Source organism: Clostridia bacterium, assembly GCA_035628995.1.
In the GTDB taxonomy this organism is placed as follows: domain Bacteria; phylum Bacillota; class Clostridia; order Lutisporales; family Lutisporaceae; genus BRH-c25.
In genome coordinates this window covers 39,856-57,893 of the sequence record DASPIR010000009.1, presented here as the reverse complement: position 1 = coordinate 57,893, position 18,038 = coordinate 39,856, and the positions used below count along the sequence as shown (strand labels likewise).

The following is an 18,038-nucleotide window of genomic DNA, read 5'->3' as shown; positions in this document are numbered from 1 at the left end:
GTGGTAATTGTGAGCAAAACAAACGTTGCATTTAAATGCAATTTCTGCAATGGGGGAAGAACTAACACAAACTATGGTTTTAATGGTGTTTGTTCCAAAGATGTAATAGAATATAATATCAGAAAAGCAAAATATGACTGGTGTAGCCAACCACAATGTGATTGTAATCGATATTATAAAAAGAAGATCTCATATGAAGAGCTCCAGGAAATTTATAAAAAAGAAGGTTCCGTTTGTTACGAAAGTTCTATGCTTAATGATTGGAAAGCGTTAGCAGGATACAATAATAATGGTATAAGAGCTGGTGAAGCACGCACCATAAAGAATGCAGAGATAGGTAGCCTTGCAGTACTAACTCTTGTAACCCCTAATGATTCAGAATATAATCGCCGTATTTTCGCCTTGTTTCTAATTGATGATTATTATGAAGGTGGAGTTGATACATATAGCAACGAAAGCGAGGGCTATGTGGCTTGCAATTCAAAATATAAGCTTAACTTTACAAGAAGCGAAACTAATGAACTAATGTTTTGGGATTATTATTCTAACGAAAACACTCCAGAGTGCCGCTGGAGTAGTGGTCTATTTCGCTACTTCGAAGATGAACAAGCAGCACAGATTCTTAAACAGGCAGCGTTGATAAAGACAGGTACTGGTGAAGAATCATTGGCAAGAGACTTTTTAGAGTATTATTGCAAAACACATTCAATAAAGATAACTGAAATTCAATCACCGTCAGGATCCAAGATAAAAAAATAAGACTTTTGTCTACTAGAGAATTATATAGTTTAATCTGCTCTCATTACTAGCAAACCCCCAAAGCAAGAATAGCGGATAAGGTGTTATATGTTTATTTCAGAGAGACAGTTACTGAATTAGAAAAAGCGGGAATAATATGAGATGAATTATAGTAACTTTGTTGCATGGCATAAGGAAAGGAAAAAACAAGTTCCACAGCTGGCTTAAAGCGCAGTGTTCACCTCATACCCGACAGGTCGAGAGTTCAAATCTCCCCGCCGCTACCATATTGTTTATAACACTCAGACTTAGGTCTGAGTTTTTTAGTTTTTGCTGTAAAAGAAATATAGAAAATCTTTGTTTAGAGGAAATTTGTCTCATAATGTAGAAAATATTACTGCTATAAAAAAATATTCCTGAAAAGAATCCGATATTTTGTAGTTTTTGTATATTAGGAGGAGAGAAAATGCATATGAGAATAAAAAGGTACATTTCTTTACTGATTATGATGATACTGCTTGTGATGAATACTGAAGCTATGGATACAAGCGCTAATGCTGCTACGGTTTTGTCCAGTAAAATTAAACAAGTGGCTATCGGTGGCGAGCACAGGATGGTAGTTCTGGAGAACGGGGAGCTGTGGGGCTGGGGAGATAATCTATATGGTCAGATTGGAGATGGAACTGATTATAATGTTATAACCAAACCCAAGAAGATAATGGATGGAGTCGCTACAGCGAAAGTATCTACTGATTCTACATATGTCTTGAAGAATAATGGTGAGCTGTGGGGTTGGGGAGATATTGGAGCCAGAAGGGAAATGCATACAAAAAAACCTGTAAAGCAAATGGATGGAGTTAAGGGTTTCTATATTGGTTTATGGTATGTCATGGTTATAAATGATAAAAATGAGCTATGGGGCTGGGGAGCAAATTACAATGGTCAAGTAGGTGATGGTACATTAGAATCCGTTCCTAAACCCAAAAAGATAATGGACAACGTAACAAAGGTATATCCAGATATAAGACGTACCTATGCAATTAATGACAAGGGCGAATTGTGGGGCTGGGGGAATAATAAAAATGGGATTATTGCCGTCGGCAGGGGTGAAATTGTCAAGGAACCCATAAAGGTGATGGATGGAGTTAATGATGTATTTTCAAGTATAGAACATGTAATGGTTATAAAAGGCAATGGGGAATTATGGGGTTGGGGAGTAAATGAGCATAGCCGCATAGGTGATGGGACGAAAATGGATGTTCTTAAGCCAAAGAAGGTAATTGATGAAGTGAAAAATGCCTACTTTGAAAAGGATCATACTTTTGTCATTAAGACTAACGGTGAGTTGTGGGGTTGGGGCCGCAATAATGCAGGACAGATAGGCGCCGGATTTAAAAAGGTAAATGGAATTGATGATCATGTCATAATACCGATTGAAATATCAAAACCTGTGAAGATTATGGATGATGTTGTTCAATTGTCGATATCGGAAGGCCTTACTAAGGCTATAAAAAACAACGGTGAGTTATGGGAATGGGGTAGTATTGGTAACATAACATTGGAGGAAATTGGTGACAATAGATTTTTTAACGTGTTTATAGAAGGGTTTGTGCCTAGAAAGGTAATGGAGGATGTGGTACAGGCAGCTGCAGGCAGAGATCATACAATAGCTGTCAATAAAAGAGGAGAAGTGTTTGCCTGGGGGTCTAATTCATTAGGCCAGACAGGTTCTGACTTATATCCGGACTTTGTAGCTACTCCTAAAAAAGTGATTGATGGGGCAGAAAAAATATTTGTATGGGGTGAAACAACTGCTGTAATTACGACAAATGGGGATTTATGGTCCTGGGGGTTTAATGGCAATGCCTTGGTAGGAGATGGAACTCAGAAGGATGTATTTCTCCCCAAGAAGATATTATCCATCAATGCAAACGTGCTAAAATAGTGTGAAAAAACTCAGAGAAATCTGGGTTTTTTTATTTTTTGCCGTAATTCTTAGAGCGCCAATTACTGACTACGGATTATTGCACCTGAGGCATTGATTTGTCTTATCTTGCACATACAACACTTCATATGTCAAAAAACCCTCCCCACTGTCTAAAAGTTTTCCGGTTTCAGCCACCAAACCTGACAAATTATTCTAATTCCTTGTGTTAGAATTCATATACGATAATTTTATACTGGAGTTTTATGAGTGTACAAGCACTAACGGCAATGCATATAAAAAACAATAAAGTATTAGGCGGTGGCAGGATTGGCAACAATTTCAAATCATAGCGTTACAAGCAAACGTGGAAAGTTAAAGCACACTATTGATCTTTTTATGAACAGTAATTTCAAGCTGTATGTGATATTGGGCATTTTGGGGCTGCTTCTGGGCAGAGCAGTCATATTGGACTTTCTAAATCCCTTTTGTATGGCTTTTCTGGCAGCGGCAATGCTTCAGGATTTGAATGTCTTTATTGTAGGGACAAGCATACTGCTTGGTGTACTAAGTGTTGGGGAGAAGACAATACTGCTGAAATATCTTTTTTCTGCACTAGTGTTCATTATTTTGTATGTAGCTGCACATAAGATCAAAGCTGATAAAAAATTGATGGTTGCTGCAGTAGCAGCTTTAGCTAACTTTGCGGCAGGCTATTTTATTTTTTATGTCCAGAATTACTACCTTTATGATCTCATAATGGTCATTATAGAATCACTTTTGATTGTAACACTCATATATATTTATGACTGTTCAATACCTATTATAAAGAACTATAAGAACAGAAGGCTGCTTTCCTCGGAGGAGGTGGTAGCTGTTACTGTTATGGCAGCATTCTGCTTTGTCGGAGCGGAGTTCTATGTAGCGGGCCTTTCAATAAAAAATATACTCATTATTTTTATAATCATGGTTTTCGCCCATCTTGGCAATACGGGCATAGGTGCTGCAGTTGGAATCATAATGGGAATAGTGCAAGCCTTATCTGGCTCGATTCTCCCTTCTGCCATAGGTGTCTATGGCCTTTGCGGCTTGATGTGCGGATTATTGAAGAATCTTGGCCGGTTTGGCTGCCCTATGGGATTCATAATCAGCAATGCTCTTATGACCTTCTACATAAATGGCTCGACAGAGGTGCTGATAAGATTTTATGAGATATTTGCTGCTTCTGTAATTTTTGCTTGTCTGCCTGCAAGCTTGATGAAAAGACTGTCTGGCTATAAGACGATCATTGCTGGAGAGTATCTCAAGGAAAGGTCCTACAATATGCGAGTGAAGGAGCATACCATAGAAAGGCTTTCTGAGCTTTCGGGAGTATATAAATCCCTTGCTGAGACAATGAAGGATGCAGCACCGGATGGCAATTACTTCTCCCAGAATGATGCAGCACAGATAATAGACCAAGTAGTCGGAAAGGTCTGCTCTGGATGTGGAATGAGCAACAGCTGCTGGAAGAGGGACTTCTACAAGAGCTACCAGTACCTTTTCAATATGCTCACCATGATAGAAAACGGGGGAGACCCCAAGAGAAATGACGGCGTTAAGAGCTTCAAGGAGCGCTGCCTGAAGCCTGAGGAGATAATCGAAGGGCTGAGGTATTATTATGATATATATAGGAATGGACTCGGCTGGAGAAAAAAAATGAATGAAAGCAGGTTGCTTGTAAGCGATCAGCTAAAGGAGGTATCCGCTGTGGTGTCTGATCTGGCTTTAAGGATAGACATGGATGTGGACTTTGACAGGGATATGGAGGAGCTTATAATGGTAGGGCTGGATAATGAGGCGGTGCGTGTGAAGGACGTAATAGTAGTTAAAGCAGGAAGTTCCCTGGATGTCGATATAAGAATGAGCAGCTGTGGCGGAAAGCGTGAATGTATGAAGAGCATCATACCGATTGTAAACAAAATAACGGGAAAGAAGTTCAATAAGAAGGAAATGGCCTGCGATTTGATCCATGAAAGCATATGCAGCATAAAGCTGAAAGAGGCTCATAGGTATCAAATTGCTACAGGCATTGCAAGGATGAACAAATCGGGCACTGTTTCCGGGGACAATTATTCCTTTATAGAGCTGAAGGACGGAAAATTCATGCTGGCTCTGAGCGATGGCATGGGTACCGGGCCAAAAGCCGCATTGGAAAGCAATACTACCATAACCCTGCTGGAAAAGTTCTTATATGCCGGTTTTGACAAGGATGTAGCCTTAAAGGCTATAAATTCGATGATGCTGTTAAAATCCAATGAGGAAACCTATTCAACAGTCGATATGACAGTGATTAACCAGTATACAGGAGAGGTTGAATTTGTAAAGGTAGGTGCCGTATCCGCCTTTATAAAACATGAGGATGAAGTTCAGGTCATAAGAAATAGCACTCTGCCTGTCGGTATACTCAGCCATATCGATGTGGAGCTTGTGAAGAAAAAACTTACAGACGGTGACTTTGTGATCATGGTTAGCGACGGTGTTCTAGACTGCAACAAGGAAATTGTGGATAAGGAGAAATGGCTGGCAGAGATGATAATGAACATGAGTACAAGGAATCCGCAGAAAATGGCAGAGGATATAGTCCAAAGCTGTCTGGAGGCAAACGGCGGGGTGGCTCCGGATGATATGACAGTGATGGCCGCAAAGGTATGGGAGACTATGTAAGCTATATGTTGAATAACAACCTTATTTTTTGGAAAATATTATGTAAGGACTTATAAAGTAAGTTTCACACAGTTACCAAGTAGGGAGGTTTTTTTATGGCTATACTTATCGAGAGTGGAGAAATAAAGCAGATAATAGTTGTCACAGATGGCAGGTCCAATGTGGGTATCAGTCCTATTGATGCAGCAAAGAGGGCATACAGTGCCGGCATTACCTTAAGCACCATCGGTGTTATTAACTTTAGAGGCAGCAGTGATGAAAAGGATATTGAAGAGGTTGAGGAAATAGCAAAGGCAGGAGGCGGGCTATGCGAGTATTCCCATATAGAGGATTTGAGCAGGACTATACAGAACCTCACCCACAGAACCGCCCAAAGGACAATTGAGCAGATAGTTAGCAGACAGCTTAAAGCCATGATGGGAGAGGAAATCGAGAACCTGGAGCCCAAATCAAGGCTTAAGATCGTAGACTTTATTGAAAAGTATGGAGAGAATATCAACCTTAAGTGCATTGTTGTGCTTGATACCAGCGGAAGTATGAGAGAGAAGCTTTCAATTGCAAGAAGGAGTGTGGTTGAGCTTCTGGAGAGCTTGCAGGGAAGAAAAGGCAGCAGCAGTATTGCTGTCATAACCTATCCAGGAGAGGACGCCGGGATGTGCAGTATTATCTGCGGTTTTACCAGTGACATAAGCATACTTAGGCAGAAGCTTGAGCTTATAAGCTCAGGAGGCGGCACACCTACAGGACCAGCTATACTCAAGGCCTGTGAGCTTATGTATCAGTATTATGAAGTGAATGGAGCAGTTATATCAGAGGAGCACGAAGCCTTGAAGTATTATGTATAGCAATGAATATGACAGAGTCAAGGGCCGATGGAGCGGAAAGACCTACACTACTTTAAGAAAGCTTGGTGCTGGCGGAATAGGTGAGATTTATCTGGTGGCTGACGATGATGGAAAAAGCTTTGCAATGAAAATCAGTCAGGATTTAGTCAGCATAACAAAGGAATACGCCAACCTGAACAAATTCGACCGCATGTGCTTTGCTCCAAAAGTATATGAGCTTGATGACTGTGAAAAGAACAATAAGCTTTATCATTTTTTCATCATGGAATACATTGAGGGTTATACACTGAGGGATGCCATCTCGAAAGAAAAACTGCCTTTCGGCAGCAAGCTGGATATTGTCAGAATCATGGCAGATGTGTTAAAGGGTATTAATGAACAAGGGTATGTATATACTGACCTCAAATATGAAAATATAATGATTGATAAAAGTAATAGGCTTATAAGACTTATTGATTTGGGAAGCATCACCCCAATTGGTGACAGAGTGAAGGAATATACTCCCATGTATGACAGAAGCAATTGGAATGCCGGCAGCAGGACAGCGGACTTATCCTATCAGGTTTTTGCGATTATTATACTATTAATATCCATGCTGCTGAATAAGGACATCAATCCCGAGACTGAGAAGCTTCCGATGGTGCTTAAACGATTAAAAAAGTGCAATTTTCCACAAGGTTTGTATGATATGGTAAATAGCTGCCTTGATGGCAGCATTGCAGACTGTGGCAGTTTATGCGACAGCTTGGATACTATATGCCGCTTCAGCTTTGCAGGGAGAAGACTCACACATGCGTTAAACGCTGTGATAGCTGTCCTATCTGTATTGCTGGCGGTTTTAATAAGAACGGTTTTTGCTTGATAAAGACAAGTGAAAACCGTTCAATTATTCAATTTGTACTTTATACTTTTAATTGTAAATACTATATGATAGCATATTCATATAGAATATATCACGGAAAGGATTTTAAGGAATGAGTTATGTTTCCGTGATTTACACTAAGGAGACAAAAGTGTGAAATACTATTTCTCATTTTGTTGAAAAGCTAAATAATTAGAGGGTGAGCTTATGGCAGGTCTTGCCGAGGATGTAAGAAAAACAATATATGAGCATAATATGCTTAATGCTGGAGACAAAATCGTGGTGGGAGTATCAGGCGGTCCTGACTCGCTATGCTTGCTCCATGTGTTGAAGGAGCTATGCGGAGAGTACGGCTGCAGTCTTTATGCAGCGCATCTGAACCACAAATTCAGGGGGGAGGCTGCAGATGCTGATGCAGTTTTTGTCGGGGAGATTTGCAGGGAATGGGGCATTCCGGCTTTCATAGAGACCTTTGATGTGCCTGCATACATTGAGGAGACTGGACTTTCTCCAGAGGAAGCAGGCAGGGAAATCAGATACAAGCTATTCGACCGTGTATGCCAGGAGGTTGGCGGAAACAAAATAGCTGTGGCACAGAATCTGAACGACCATATAGAGACAATATTGATGCGGTTTATGCGTGGAAGTGGTATAGATGGGCTCAAGGGCATCGAGTTTGTAAGAGGAAACATCATACGCCCGCTGCTGGAAATTGAAAGATGCAAAATAGAGGAGTATTGTGCGGAAAACGGCTTGGCCCCGCGCCTGGATAAGACCAATCTGGAGCCGATATATCACAGGAATAAGGTAAGGCTTGAGTTGATCCCATACATAAAAAAGAATTTTAATCCCAATATAATGATGGCATTAAACAGATTTTCCATTCTAATAAAGGATGAGAACGATTTCATGGAGACAGAGGCTGAAAGTGAACTTTACGCAGTAGCAGATATTTTTGATGACAGGGTGGTAATGGATGTACCAAAGCTTACTGCACTTCATACAGCATTGCAGAGAAGAATCATCCGGCAATGCATAGAAAAACTTTCAAACACTTTGAATGGTTTTGAGTTCAAGCACTTTGAAGGAGTGCTTAAGCTTGCGCAAAAATCAACAGGAGCTGCGGTGATGCTTCCATATAAGCTTAAGGCATACAAATCCTATGATAAGCTTGTATTGGTAAAAGATATTGTTAAGGCTGATAAAAAGTGTTATTATAAGTTAAAATATGATTATGACAATAGTATTGACACCGCAAATGGCTGGATCACAATTGAAAAAAGAAAGGCAAAGGATATCGGCGAGCTAAGAGGGCAAAGGGATATGATTTACATTGATCCTTCCAAAATCAAAGAGGGGTTGGTACTCAGACACCGCGAGCCTGGAGATATGTTTGCCCCTATAGGCATGAAAGGAACCAAGAAGCTCAAGGAGTATCTGATAGATGAGAAGGTGCCTCGAGAGGAAAGAGATGAGATCCAACTTATTGCCGACGGAAATGAGATTGTCTGGATTGCAGGTGGAAGGCTTAGCGAAAAGTATAAAATAACTGATGAAACTTCAGCCGCTGTTGTGATCAAATACATAAGGAGGTAACATTTTGCAGAAGGATATAAAAAACATAATGATAAGTGAAGAGGAAATAGCAAAAAGAGTTGGGGAGTTAGGCAAACAGCTTACAGAGGAATACAAGGGCAAGGATTTGCTGATAGTGGGCATTCTTAAAGGATGCATGTTATTTCTTTCGGATTTGGTAAGGGCTATCGATTTGCCCCTGACAATGGACTTTATGGTAGTATCAAGCTATGGCTCAACAACCAAATCATCAGGTGTGGTGAGAATTATTAAGGATCTGGAAAGGGAAATAGAGGGCAAAGATGTCCTTATCGTAGAAGATATTGTAGATACAGGCCTTACATTGAGCTATCTGATAGAAAACTTTAAAACAAGGAATCCTAAAAGTGTTAAGGTTTGCAGTCTTCTTGACAAGCCTGACAGGAGAAAGGCACAAGTGGATATTGAATATGTTGGGTTTAAAATCGCAGATGAGTTTGTCGTAGGTTATGGACTTGACTATGCGGAAATTTACAGAAACCTACCTTTTGTATGTGTGCTTAAGCCTGAGGTTTATTCAAAGTAATAAACTGTAAATTTAATGAAATGCCAGCTATTTAGGCTCTTTATGAATATGCCGGCATTGTTGTGTTTTAAACTCGGGTATGCTAAAATATTGCTATTGCCAATAAAAAAGGCAATAATTTTTTAATTCATATTAAAAAGATTGGTTTTAGTATCATATCTCTTGAAGAGGAGGGCTATTGTTGAAGAAATTCTTGAGAGGTATAAGCTTTTATATATTGATTATCATCATAATATATATGTTTGTACTGATTATTCAAAATGCAGAACCTGTTAAGGAAAAACTGTCCTATACCAAGTTGGTTACAGAAATTGAGAGCGGAAGGATAACAGAAGTCACTGTATCTAATGCCGGCGATACATCCATTGTTTCGGGAAAGATAGCAAACACCAAACGCTTCGAGACTATCGTCCCCACTATTGAATTCAATCAGTTGGTGCAGGACTATATAGAACGTGACAGGTTAAACGTCAAGTACGAGGTTAAGACAGGGGCGGCATGGCTTTCAATATTGCCGTCGATAGTGCTGATCGTGATATTCGTAGTATTCTTCTTTGTACTCACGCAGCAATCCCAAGGCGGGGGAAACCGGGTGATGTCCTTTGGGAAAAGCCGGGCTAAGCTTCATACGGAAGATAAGAAGAAGATAACCTTTCTGGATGTGGCAGGTGCAGATGAAGAAAAGGAAGAGCTTGGAGAGATAGTTGACTTTCTGAAGCAGCCGAGAAAATTCATCGAACTTGGGGCAAGAATACCCAAGGGCATACTACTTGTAGGACCTCCAGGAACAGGTAAGACATACCTTGCCAGAGCGGTAGCCGGAGAAGCGGGAGTACCATTCTTCTCCATAAGCGGTTCTGACTTCGTGGAAATGTTTGTTGGAGTCGGCGCATCGAGAGTAAGGGATCTGTTTGAACAGGCTAAGAAAAACTCGCCTTGCATAATATTCATAGATGAAATAGATGCAGTGGGAAGACACAGAGGCGCAGGACTTGGCGGAGGACATGACGAGAGAGAGCAGACACTTAACCAGCTTCTGGTTGAAATGGATGGTTTCAGTGTCAATGAAGGCATTATAATCATTGCAGCGACCAACAGGCCTGACATACTGGATCCGGCGCTTCTAAGGCCCGGACGTTTTGATAGACAAATTCCGGTAGGTATACCCGATGTTAAAGCAAGAGAAGAGATTTTGAGGATACATGCAAAGAATAAGCCCCTTTCACTGGATGCAAACCTGGAAACCTTAGCTAAGGGAACGACGGGCTTTACTCCTGCAGATCTTGAAAATGTAATGAACGAAGCAGCACTTCTGGCTGCAAGAAGAGGTAAGAAAAAAATAGAAGTAGTAGACCTTGATGAAGCTACAATAAGGGTTATTGCAGGACCTGAGAAAAAGAGCAAGGTAGTCAGCGAGCATGACAAGAAGCTTACAGCCTACCACGAGGCAGGCCATGCAGTTGTACAAAAGCTAATGCCAAATGCTGACCCTGTGCACCAGATATCAATAATTCCGAGAGGAAGAGCCGGCGGTTACACAATATCCTTGCCAAAGCAGGATAAGTTCTATATGTCCAAGTCCGAACTGGAAGAGCAAATAGTAAGCCTGTTAGGCGGAAGAGTTGCCGAAAAGCTTGTCCTTGACGATGTAAGCACAGGCGCAAAGAATGACATTGAAAGAGCTACTGCTATTGCAAGAAAGATGATAACAGAATACGGCATGAGCGAGTTTCTTGGCCCTATGAGCTTTGGCTCGGAGCATGATGAGGTATTCATAGGCAGGGACTTCGGAAGATCGAGGAATTACAGCGAAGAGGTAGCAGCAATGATCGACAAGGAAATAAGGAAGGTCATAGATACTGCTTATCAGAAGACCGAAACACTGTTAAAAGAAAATATCAGCAAGCTTCATGGGGTGGCTCAGGCACTTATGGAGAGAGAAAAGCTAGATCAGGCTGAATTCGAAGAAGTGTTTGTAAACGCATAATGCAAAGACCTAACCTTATATAAGGTTAGGTCTTTTATTATGCTGGGTATCCGTATAGGGTCTGGTTGCGCGTAACTCGTAACCAATTAAGGTGTAGTTCAATATTAAGTTAATAGGTCGGAGTATGGTTATTCATTTAATATTTACAAATAGTATAAGATAGGAGTGGTTGGTATGAGTTTTGATTTAAAAACTGGAATGACGGCACAGGTAGAAAAAATCGTTGGGGAAGATGATACTGCGGTCAAGTTTGGCAGCGGAAGCGTGAAGGTTTTTGCAACCCCTATGATGGTGGCACTTATGGAAAATGCAGCCCTTAACACAGTTGATTCACATCTGGGAGAAGGCTTCGCTACTGTAGGTCTCAGCCTGAATGTTAAGCATCTGGCCGCAACTCCTGTGGGCATGAAGGTATCTGCCAAAGCCGAGCTTTTAAGCATAGAGGGAAAGAAGCTTACCTTCAGAGTTGAAGCTTATGACGAGAAAGATAAGATTGGGGAAGGCACTCATGAAAGATATATTATCGAGCTGTCAAAATTTCTTGAGAGAGCAGGTAGAAAGGGCGTAAATAATGTATAATAGGTAATGATATAATGTCTGGAAGTTAACACAATAATTTCTGAAAAAATATACAAAAAATAGTACACAGCCCAGTCTATATTATGGTAATATATATAAAGAGAAGGAAAACTTGCAGAAATATACCCGCCATGAAAGTTTAATTTCATAATATGGCTTTATAATGCAAGTTAGAGCAATAAAGTTATACTCAAATCAATAAGGAGGGTAAATATGTTCGATAAGGAAAAGCTGGGACAGTTGAAGAAATCCAATGATGAATGGGAAAACAATGTCAATACAAAAGTAATTGCCAAGCAGCCTGAAAGGAAGAAGGAGTTTGAGACCTCATCAGGTATCAAGGTAAAGAGGGCTTATACACCGGAAGATATAGAAAACCTTGACTATAGCAAAAATCTGTCGTATCCGGGGGAATATCCATACACCAGAGGCGTACAGCCCACCATGTACAGGGGCAGATTCTGGACGATGAGACAGTATGCAGGCTTTGCAACTGCCGAAGAATCCAATAGGAGATATAAATACCTTTTAGAACAAGGTCAGACAGGACTAAGTGTAGCTTTTGACCTGCCGACACAGATAGGCTATGACTCCGACCATGCACTTTCTGAAGGGGAAGTGGGGAAGGTTGGAGTTGCAATAGATTCCCTAGAGGATATGGAAATACTCTTTAACGGTATTCCACTTGATAAAGTAAGTACTTCAATGACAATAAATGCTCCAGCCGCAGTGCTGCTGGCAATGTATATAGCAGTTGCAGAGAAGCAGGGAGTATCGCCAGACCAGCTTCTAGGCACAATACAAAATGACATACTCAAGGAGTATATTGCAAGAGGAACGTACATATTCCCAGTAGAACCGTCCATGAGACTAATTACGAATATTTTTGAGTATTGTTCAAAGCAAGTACCTAAATGGAACACAATATCCATAAGCGGATATCATATAAGGGAAGCAGGCTCAACAGCAGCACAGGAGGTAGCATTTACACTTGCCGACGGAATTGCTTATGTTGAAGCTGCTATAAAAGCAGGCTTGGATGTAGATGACTTCGGACCCAGGCTGTCTTTCTTCTTCAACTCTCATAATGACCTGTTGGAAGAGGTAGGGAAGTTTAGAGCTGCAAGACGACTCTGGGCTAAGATTATGAAGGAAAGATTCAACGCTAAGAGTCCAAAATCAATGATGTTGAGATTTCACACCCAGACAGGTGGTTGTACTCTGACTGCTCAGCAGCCTGACAACAATATAGTGAGGGTTGCTATTCAGACATTGGCAGCAGTATTGGGAGGCACTCAGTCCCTTCATACCAACTCCAGGGACGAGGCACTTGCTCTTCCGACAGAGGATTCAGTAAGAATTGCTCTTAGGACACAACAGATTGTGGCTTATGAAAGCGGCGTAACTGAGACAGCAGACCCTCTCGCGGGATCTTATTATATAGAGAGCCTGACAGACCAGATAGAGCAGAAGGCAGAGGAATATATAAGCAAGATAGATGAGCTTGGCGGAGCTGCAAAGGCTATAGACCGAGGCTACATACAGAAAGAGATACAAGACAGCGCATATAAATATCAGAAGGAAATAGAGGCAGGAGACAGAATAGTAGTTGGAATGAATAAGTTCCAAGTTAAAGAAGGAGCTCCAAAAGGACTCTTAAGAGTTGACCCGATAGTTGGAGAGCTTCAAAAAAAGAAGCTTGCTAAACTGCGCGGTGAAAGAGATAATGGCAAGGTGAATTCAGCTTTAGAGGCTATGAGAAAAGCTGCACAAGGTGATGACAACCTGATGCCTTTGATTCTGGAGGCAGTTAAAGTTTATGCTACATTAGGAGAAATCTGCGGGGTGCTTAGAGAAGTATTTGGAGAGTACCAGCAGTCGATAGTGTTATAATTTGAAGGAGGTTATGAATTTGGATAGGCCTATAAGAGTTGTAGTTGCTAAACCCGGGCTTGATGGTCATGACAGGGGTGCAAAGATTGTTGCAAGAGCACTTAGGGATGCAGGCATGGAGGTAATATATACCGGCCTTAGGCAGACCCCTGAGCAGATAGTTGAAACAGCTATACAGGAGGATGCAGATTGTGTAGCTATGAGTATATTATCAGGAGCCCACAACCACCTTTTCCCCAAGGTTGTCAATCTGCTTAAGGAAAAAGGTGCTGACGACATTCTTGTTGTAGGTGGAGGAGTTATCCCTGAGGATGATATACCAGGTCTTATTAGTGCAGGTGTTGCAGGGATATTTACACCGGGGACTCCTACGTCAGTGACTATAGATTTTATAAAAGAAAACATTAAGAGAAACGTATAGGGGATTAATATGGATGTTAAGGCAGGTTTACTGAAAAAAGATAAAAGAGCTGCCGCTAGACTGATATCCATGATGGAAAATGGAGATACAGAAGCTGTTCAAATAATTAAAGAGTGTTACAGTATGACCGGACATGCTAGAATAATAGGCATTACCGGACCGCCGGGAGCTGGAAAGAGTACTGTAACAGATAAGCTTGCCAAGCTGCTCCGAAAGGCAGGAAAACAAGTAGGCATTGTAGCTGTGGACCCTACGAGCCCATTTACAGGTGGAGCAATCCTGGGAGATAGAGTTAGGATGACTGATCTCAGTACTGATCCCGGAGTTTTCATAAGAAGCATGGGCACAAGAGGAGCCTTGGGAGGATTATCAAAGGCTGCTCATGGAGCTGTCAAGGTTTTGGATATCTTTGGGATGGACTACATTTTTATTGAGACTGTAGGCGTGGGTCAGTCTGAAATTGATATTGTAAAGCTTGCAGATACAGTGGTTATGATTATGGTGCCGGGGCTGGGGGATGACATACAAGCTATCAAGGCAGGCATTATGGAAATAGGGGATATATTTGCTGTCAATAAATCTGACAGAGATGGTGCTGAGCGTACTGCTGCTGAGATAGAAGCAATGCTGGATTTCAACAGAAGTGAAGAGTACAGACCGACCGTGTTAAACGTAATTGGCAGAGATAATACAGGAATAGCAGAGCTTCTGGAACTCATTGAAAACCATTGGGAATATCTTAATAAAAGCGGAAGCTATGGACAGAAAAAAATAAACAGACTGCGGACAGAGATAATGGATATTTTCAGAGATACAGTTATGAGAACAGTATACAACTTGGGTGAGGGCACCAACATTATTGATGAGCTTGCGCAACAAGTCATGGAAAGGCAGTTGGATCCATATTCAGCTACAGACAGATTAATTGATGAATTCACAAAAAATCGCGAGCTTAATTATTGATGATTGAAATATACATTGTAATAAGGATTGGAGGTATGTAAGTGTTAAACAAGGTAGACCATATAGGCATAGCAGTCAGCAATCTTGATGAAGCGGTAAAGCTTTATAAGGATGTTCTGGGCCTGGAGCTCCACGGAGTTGAAGTGGTTGAGGAGCAAAAAGTAAAAGTGGCATTCCTACCGGTAGGGGATACTGAGGTAGAGCTATTGGAATCGACATCTCCAGAGGGACCAATCGCTAAGTTTATTGAAGCTAAAGGCCAGGGAATTCAGCACATAGCCTTTAGAGTAGATGACATAGAGGCAGCATTGGAAGAGATGAAAGCAAAAGGCATGAGGCTCATTGATGAAAAGCCAAGGTATGGAGCCGGTGGTGCGAGAATAGCATTCCTTCATCCCAAAAGCACTAGCGGTGTTTTGATAGAACTTTGTGAAAGAAAGTAATAGAGTTATGAAAATGGAGGAGATTCTATGTCAGTAGATAAAATCAACGATTTACATAGCAGGTTGGACAAGATAACAGAGGGTGGCGGTGCTGATAGAGTACAGAAGCAGCACAAAGCTGGAAAACTCACTGCAAGAGAGAGAATTAACCTGCTGATGGACCAGGACAGCTTTGTGGAGTTAGATGCATTTATAAAGCACAGATGCACAGAGTTCAGAATGGAGTCTTTGGAGGCTCCCGCAGAAGGTGTTGTTACAGGCTATGGTACTGTTGACGGCAGATTGGTGTATGTTTATGCGCAGGATTTCACCGTAGTTGGAGGATCCCTTGGTGAGATGCATGCAAAGAAGATATGCAAGGTATTGGATTTGGCTCTCAAAATGGGAGCACCTGTAGTAGGAATGAATGATTCAGGCGGAGCAAGAATACAGGAAGGTGTTGATGCTCTCTCAGGCTATGGACAGATATTCTACAGAAATACTATAGCATCAGGAGTTATTCCACAGATTTCTGTAATAATGGGGCCATGTGCCGGCGGAGCGGTTTATTCCCCAGCTCTTACCGATTTCGTATTCATGGTTGATAAGACCAGCCAAATGTTCATAACAGGCCCACAGGTAATAAAGACAGTTACAGGAGAAGAGGTTTCAGCGGAAGATCTTGGCGGTGCAATGACTCATAATAGGGTAAGCGGTGTAGCTCATTTCATCAGCCCTGATGAGACAGCTTGTATCGAAGAAATAAAGAGACTTCTAAGCTTCCTGCCTTCAAATAATATGGAGACAGCACCTGTTATTGAAACAGGTGATGATCTTAATAGAATAGAAGAGTCACTGAATACAATAGTTCCACTAAATGCAAATAAGCCTTATGATATGAAGGACATAATAAAATCTATAGTAGACAATGGCGACTTTATGGAAGTCCAGCCTTATTATGCACAGAACATAATTACTGCATATGCCCGAATAGATGGTGCAAGCATAGGGATAATAGCAAACCAGCCTAAGATTCTGGCGGGCTGCTTGGATATAAATGCTTCCGACAAAGCTGGAAGGTTTATAAGAACCTGTGATGCCTTCAATATTCCTATATTAAATCTTGTTGACGTACCAGGCTTCCTGCCGGGAACAAACCAGGAATACGGCGGAATCATAAGGCACGGCGCTAAGATGCTTTATGCATATTGTGAAGCAACAGTGCCTAAGGTTACAATGATTGTAAGAAAAGCATACGGCGGAGCATATCTTGCAATGTGCAGCAAGGATCTTGGAGCTGATATGGTTTTTGCATGGCCGATGGCTGAAATTGCAGTTATGGGACCTGAAGGTGCGGCTAATATCATATTCAAGAAGGATATTGAAAATGCAGAGAATCCTGTAGAAGCTCGTACAGAAAAGATACAGGAATATAGAGAAAAGTTTGCTACACCGTATATAGCAGCAAGCAGAGGCTTTGTTGACGCTGTTATAGAACCTTCGGAAACAAGACAGAGACTTGCAAGTGCCTTCGAAATGCTGGCAAGCAAGAGAGAAAGCAGGCCGGCGAAGAAGCACGGCAACCTCCCGGTATAAAAAAGGCTTCTATTAAAGCATTTTAACAACCAAGGAAGCCTTTCTTGAAACTCGTTTAACGGAGCGTGACAAATTAAGGTGGAATATACGCTCCTACTCGTTATAATAAGAGCGATGGGGTGAAATAATGGCTAATTCTAGCAACAACTTTCTAGCAACCCTTTTTGGAAAGGGTAAAGAGAAGAAAGAAGGCACAGAGGCGGCTCAGGTTCAAAAATCAGAACCAGTTGAGGCTGCAATACCGCAGGAAAACAACAATGGAGCTGCCGAGGATAACGAACTTATTGCAGTGATAACAGCAGCGCTGATATCATGTCTGGGCGGCAGAAGCAACATAGTAGTGCGAAATATCAAGCGTGTTGACGACCAGACTCCTGTCTGGGGCAAGATCAGCAGAACGGAACAGATGGCTAACAGGTTCTAAATATTAAATTTAGGAGGAATATATCATGAGAAAATTTATGATAAATGTCAGCGGTAAAAGCTATGAGGTTGAAGTAGAAGAAATAAAAGACGGCGTAAGCGCAGCACCTGCAGTTCAGCCTGTACCAAGGGCGGCGGCGGCTCCGGCACCAGCAGCACCAAAAGCTGCTCCAGCACCTGCACCGAAAGCTGCTCCAGCTGCAGTCCCAGCAGGTGCAAGCACAATTACAGCACCAATGCCTGGTACAATCTTGAGTATAAATGTAAAAGCAGGGGACACAGTGAAAAAGGGACATGTTCTTTGCATACTTGAGGCTATGAAAATGGAAAACGAAATAATGGCGGGTGGCGAGATCACAATAGCATCAGTAGCAATAACCCAGGGTGATTCAGTAAATACTGGACAGGTGCTGTTCACATTGGCATAATGCCTTGAAAGAAATAGAAATGAAAATCAGACAAGAAATTGTCTGATTTTTTTTTGGAGTTATAGTAAAATAGTAAATATGAGGTGCGGGGTTCGAGGTGCGAGGTCCGAG

Annotated in this window: 16 protein-coding genes; all 16 read left to right on the top strand. The window is 41.5% G+C overall.

Going from position 1 to position 18,038, the window contains the following annotated elements; translation table 11 throughout:
* Positions 1-9: 9 nt before the first annotated feature.
* The 16 genes from VEB00_02620 (at position 10) to VEB00_02545 (ending at position 17,927) form a co-directional block, all read left to right on the top strand.
* Positions 10-759 carry a hypothetical protein gene (locus VEB00_02620; protein ID HYF81910.1) on the top strand — a complete coding sequence of 250 codons (750 nt, stop codon included), beginning with the start codon at positions 10-12 and terminating at the stop codon, positions 757-759.
* A 445-nt stretch (positions 760-1,204) separates the two neighbouring features.
* Positions 1,205-2,683 carry a hypothetical protein gene (locus tag VEB00_02615; GenBank protein ID HYF81909.1) on the top strand — a complete coding sequence of 493 codons (1,479 nt, stop codon included), beginning with the start codon at positions 1,205-1,207 and terminating at the stop codon, positions 2,681-2,683.
* A 309-nt stretch (positions 2,684-2,992) separates the two neighbouring features.
* The gene (gene spoIIE / locus VEB00_02610; GenBank protein HYF81908.1) at positions 2,993-5,368 is read left to right on the top strand and encodes a stage II sporulation protein E; all 2,376 of its coding nucleotides are present in this window, start codon (positions 2,993-2,995) and stop codon (positions 5,366-5,368) included.
* Between the two features lie 95 nt (positions 5,369-5,463).
* A complete protein-coding gene (locus VEB00_02605; GenBank protein HYF81907.1) occupies positions 5,464-6,213 on the top strand; it encodes a VWA domain-containing protein in 750 nt (249 codons plus the stop codon).
* Positions 6,206-7,075: an AarF/UbiB family protein gene (locus tag VEB00_02600; GenBank protein ID HYF81906.1), complete on the top strand. Its 870-nt coding sequence runs from the start codon at positions 6,206-6,208 to the stop codon at positions 7,073-7,075. Before VEB00_02605 ends, VEB00_02600 begins: the two co-directional genes overlap by 8 nt.
* Before the next feature lie 207 nt (positions 7,076-7,282).
* Positions 7,283-8,671: a tRNA lysidine(34) synthetase TilS gene (tilS, locus tag VEB00_02595; protein HYF81905.1), complete on the top strand. Its 1,389-nt coding sequence runs from the start codon at positions 7,283-7,285 to the stop codon at positions 8,669-8,671.
* Between the two features lie 28 nt (positions 8,672-8,699).
* Positions 8,700-9,215 carry a hypoxanthine phosphoribosyltransferase gene (gene hpt, locus VEB00_02590; protein ID HYF81904.1) on the top strand — a complete coding sequence of 172 codons (516 nt, stop codon included), beginning with the start codon at positions 8,700-8,702 and terminating at the stop codon, positions 9,213-9,215.
* Between the two features lie 181 nt (positions 9,216-9,396).
* Positions 9,397-11,202, top strand: a complete 1,806-nt coding sequence (ftsH, locus tag VEB00_02585; protein HYF81903.1) for an ATP-dependent zinc metalloprotease FtsH — start codon at positions 9,397-9,399, stop codon at positions 11,200-11,202.
* Positions 11,203-11,376: 174 nt separating this feature from the next.
* A complete protein-coding gene (locus VEB00_02580) occupies positions 11,377-11,781 on the top strand; it encodes a thioesterase family protein (protein ID HYF81902.1) in 405 nt (134 codons plus the stop codon).
* Positions 11,782-11,994: 213 nt separating this feature from the next.
* A complete protein-coding gene (locus VEB00_02575) occupies positions 11,995-13,674 on the top strand; it encodes a methylmalonyl-CoA mutase family protein (protein HYF81901.1) in 1,680 nt (559 codons plus the stop codon).
* 19 nt (positions 13,675-13,693) lie between these two features.
* Positions 13,694-14,095 (top strand): cobalamin B12-binding domain-containing protein, encoded by a 402-nt coding sequence (locus VEB00_02570; GenBank protein HYF81900.1) that lies wholly within the window; start codon positions 13,694-13,696, stop codon positions 14,093-14,095.
* A gap of 9 nt (positions 14,096-14,104) precedes the next feature.
* Entirely contained in the window at positions 14,105-15,058 is a 954-nt protein-coding gene (gene meaB, locus VEB00_02565; GenBank protein HYF81899.1) for a methylmalonyl Co-A mutase-associated GTPase MeaB, read from the top strand.
* 41 nt (positions 15,059-15,099) lie between these two features.
* Entirely contained in the window at positions 15,100-15,501 is a 402-nt protein-coding gene (mce, locus tag VEB00_02560; GenBank protein ID HYF81898.1) for a methylmalonyl-CoA epimerase, read from the top strand.
* A gap of 27 nt (positions 15,502-15,528) precedes the next feature.
* Entirely contained in the window at positions 15,529-17,076 is a 1,548-nt protein-coding gene (locus tag VEB00_02555; GenBank protein ID HYF81897.1) for a carboxyl transferase domain-containing protein, read from the top strand.
* A gap of 127 nt (positions 17,077-17,203) precedes the next feature.
* Positions 17,204-17,500, top strand: a complete 297-nt coding sequence (locus tag VEB00_02550) for an OadG family protein (protein ID HYF81896.1) — start codon at positions 17,204-17,206, stop codon at positions 17,498-17,500.
* 25 nt (positions 17,501-17,525) lie between these two features.
* Complete coding sequence (locus VEB00_02545) at positions 17,526-17,927, top strand: biotin/lipoyl-containing protein (protein ID HYF81895.1); 402 nt, start codon at positions 17,526-17,528, stop codon at positions 17,925-17,927.
* Positions 17,928-18,038 lie beyond the last annotated feature (111 nt).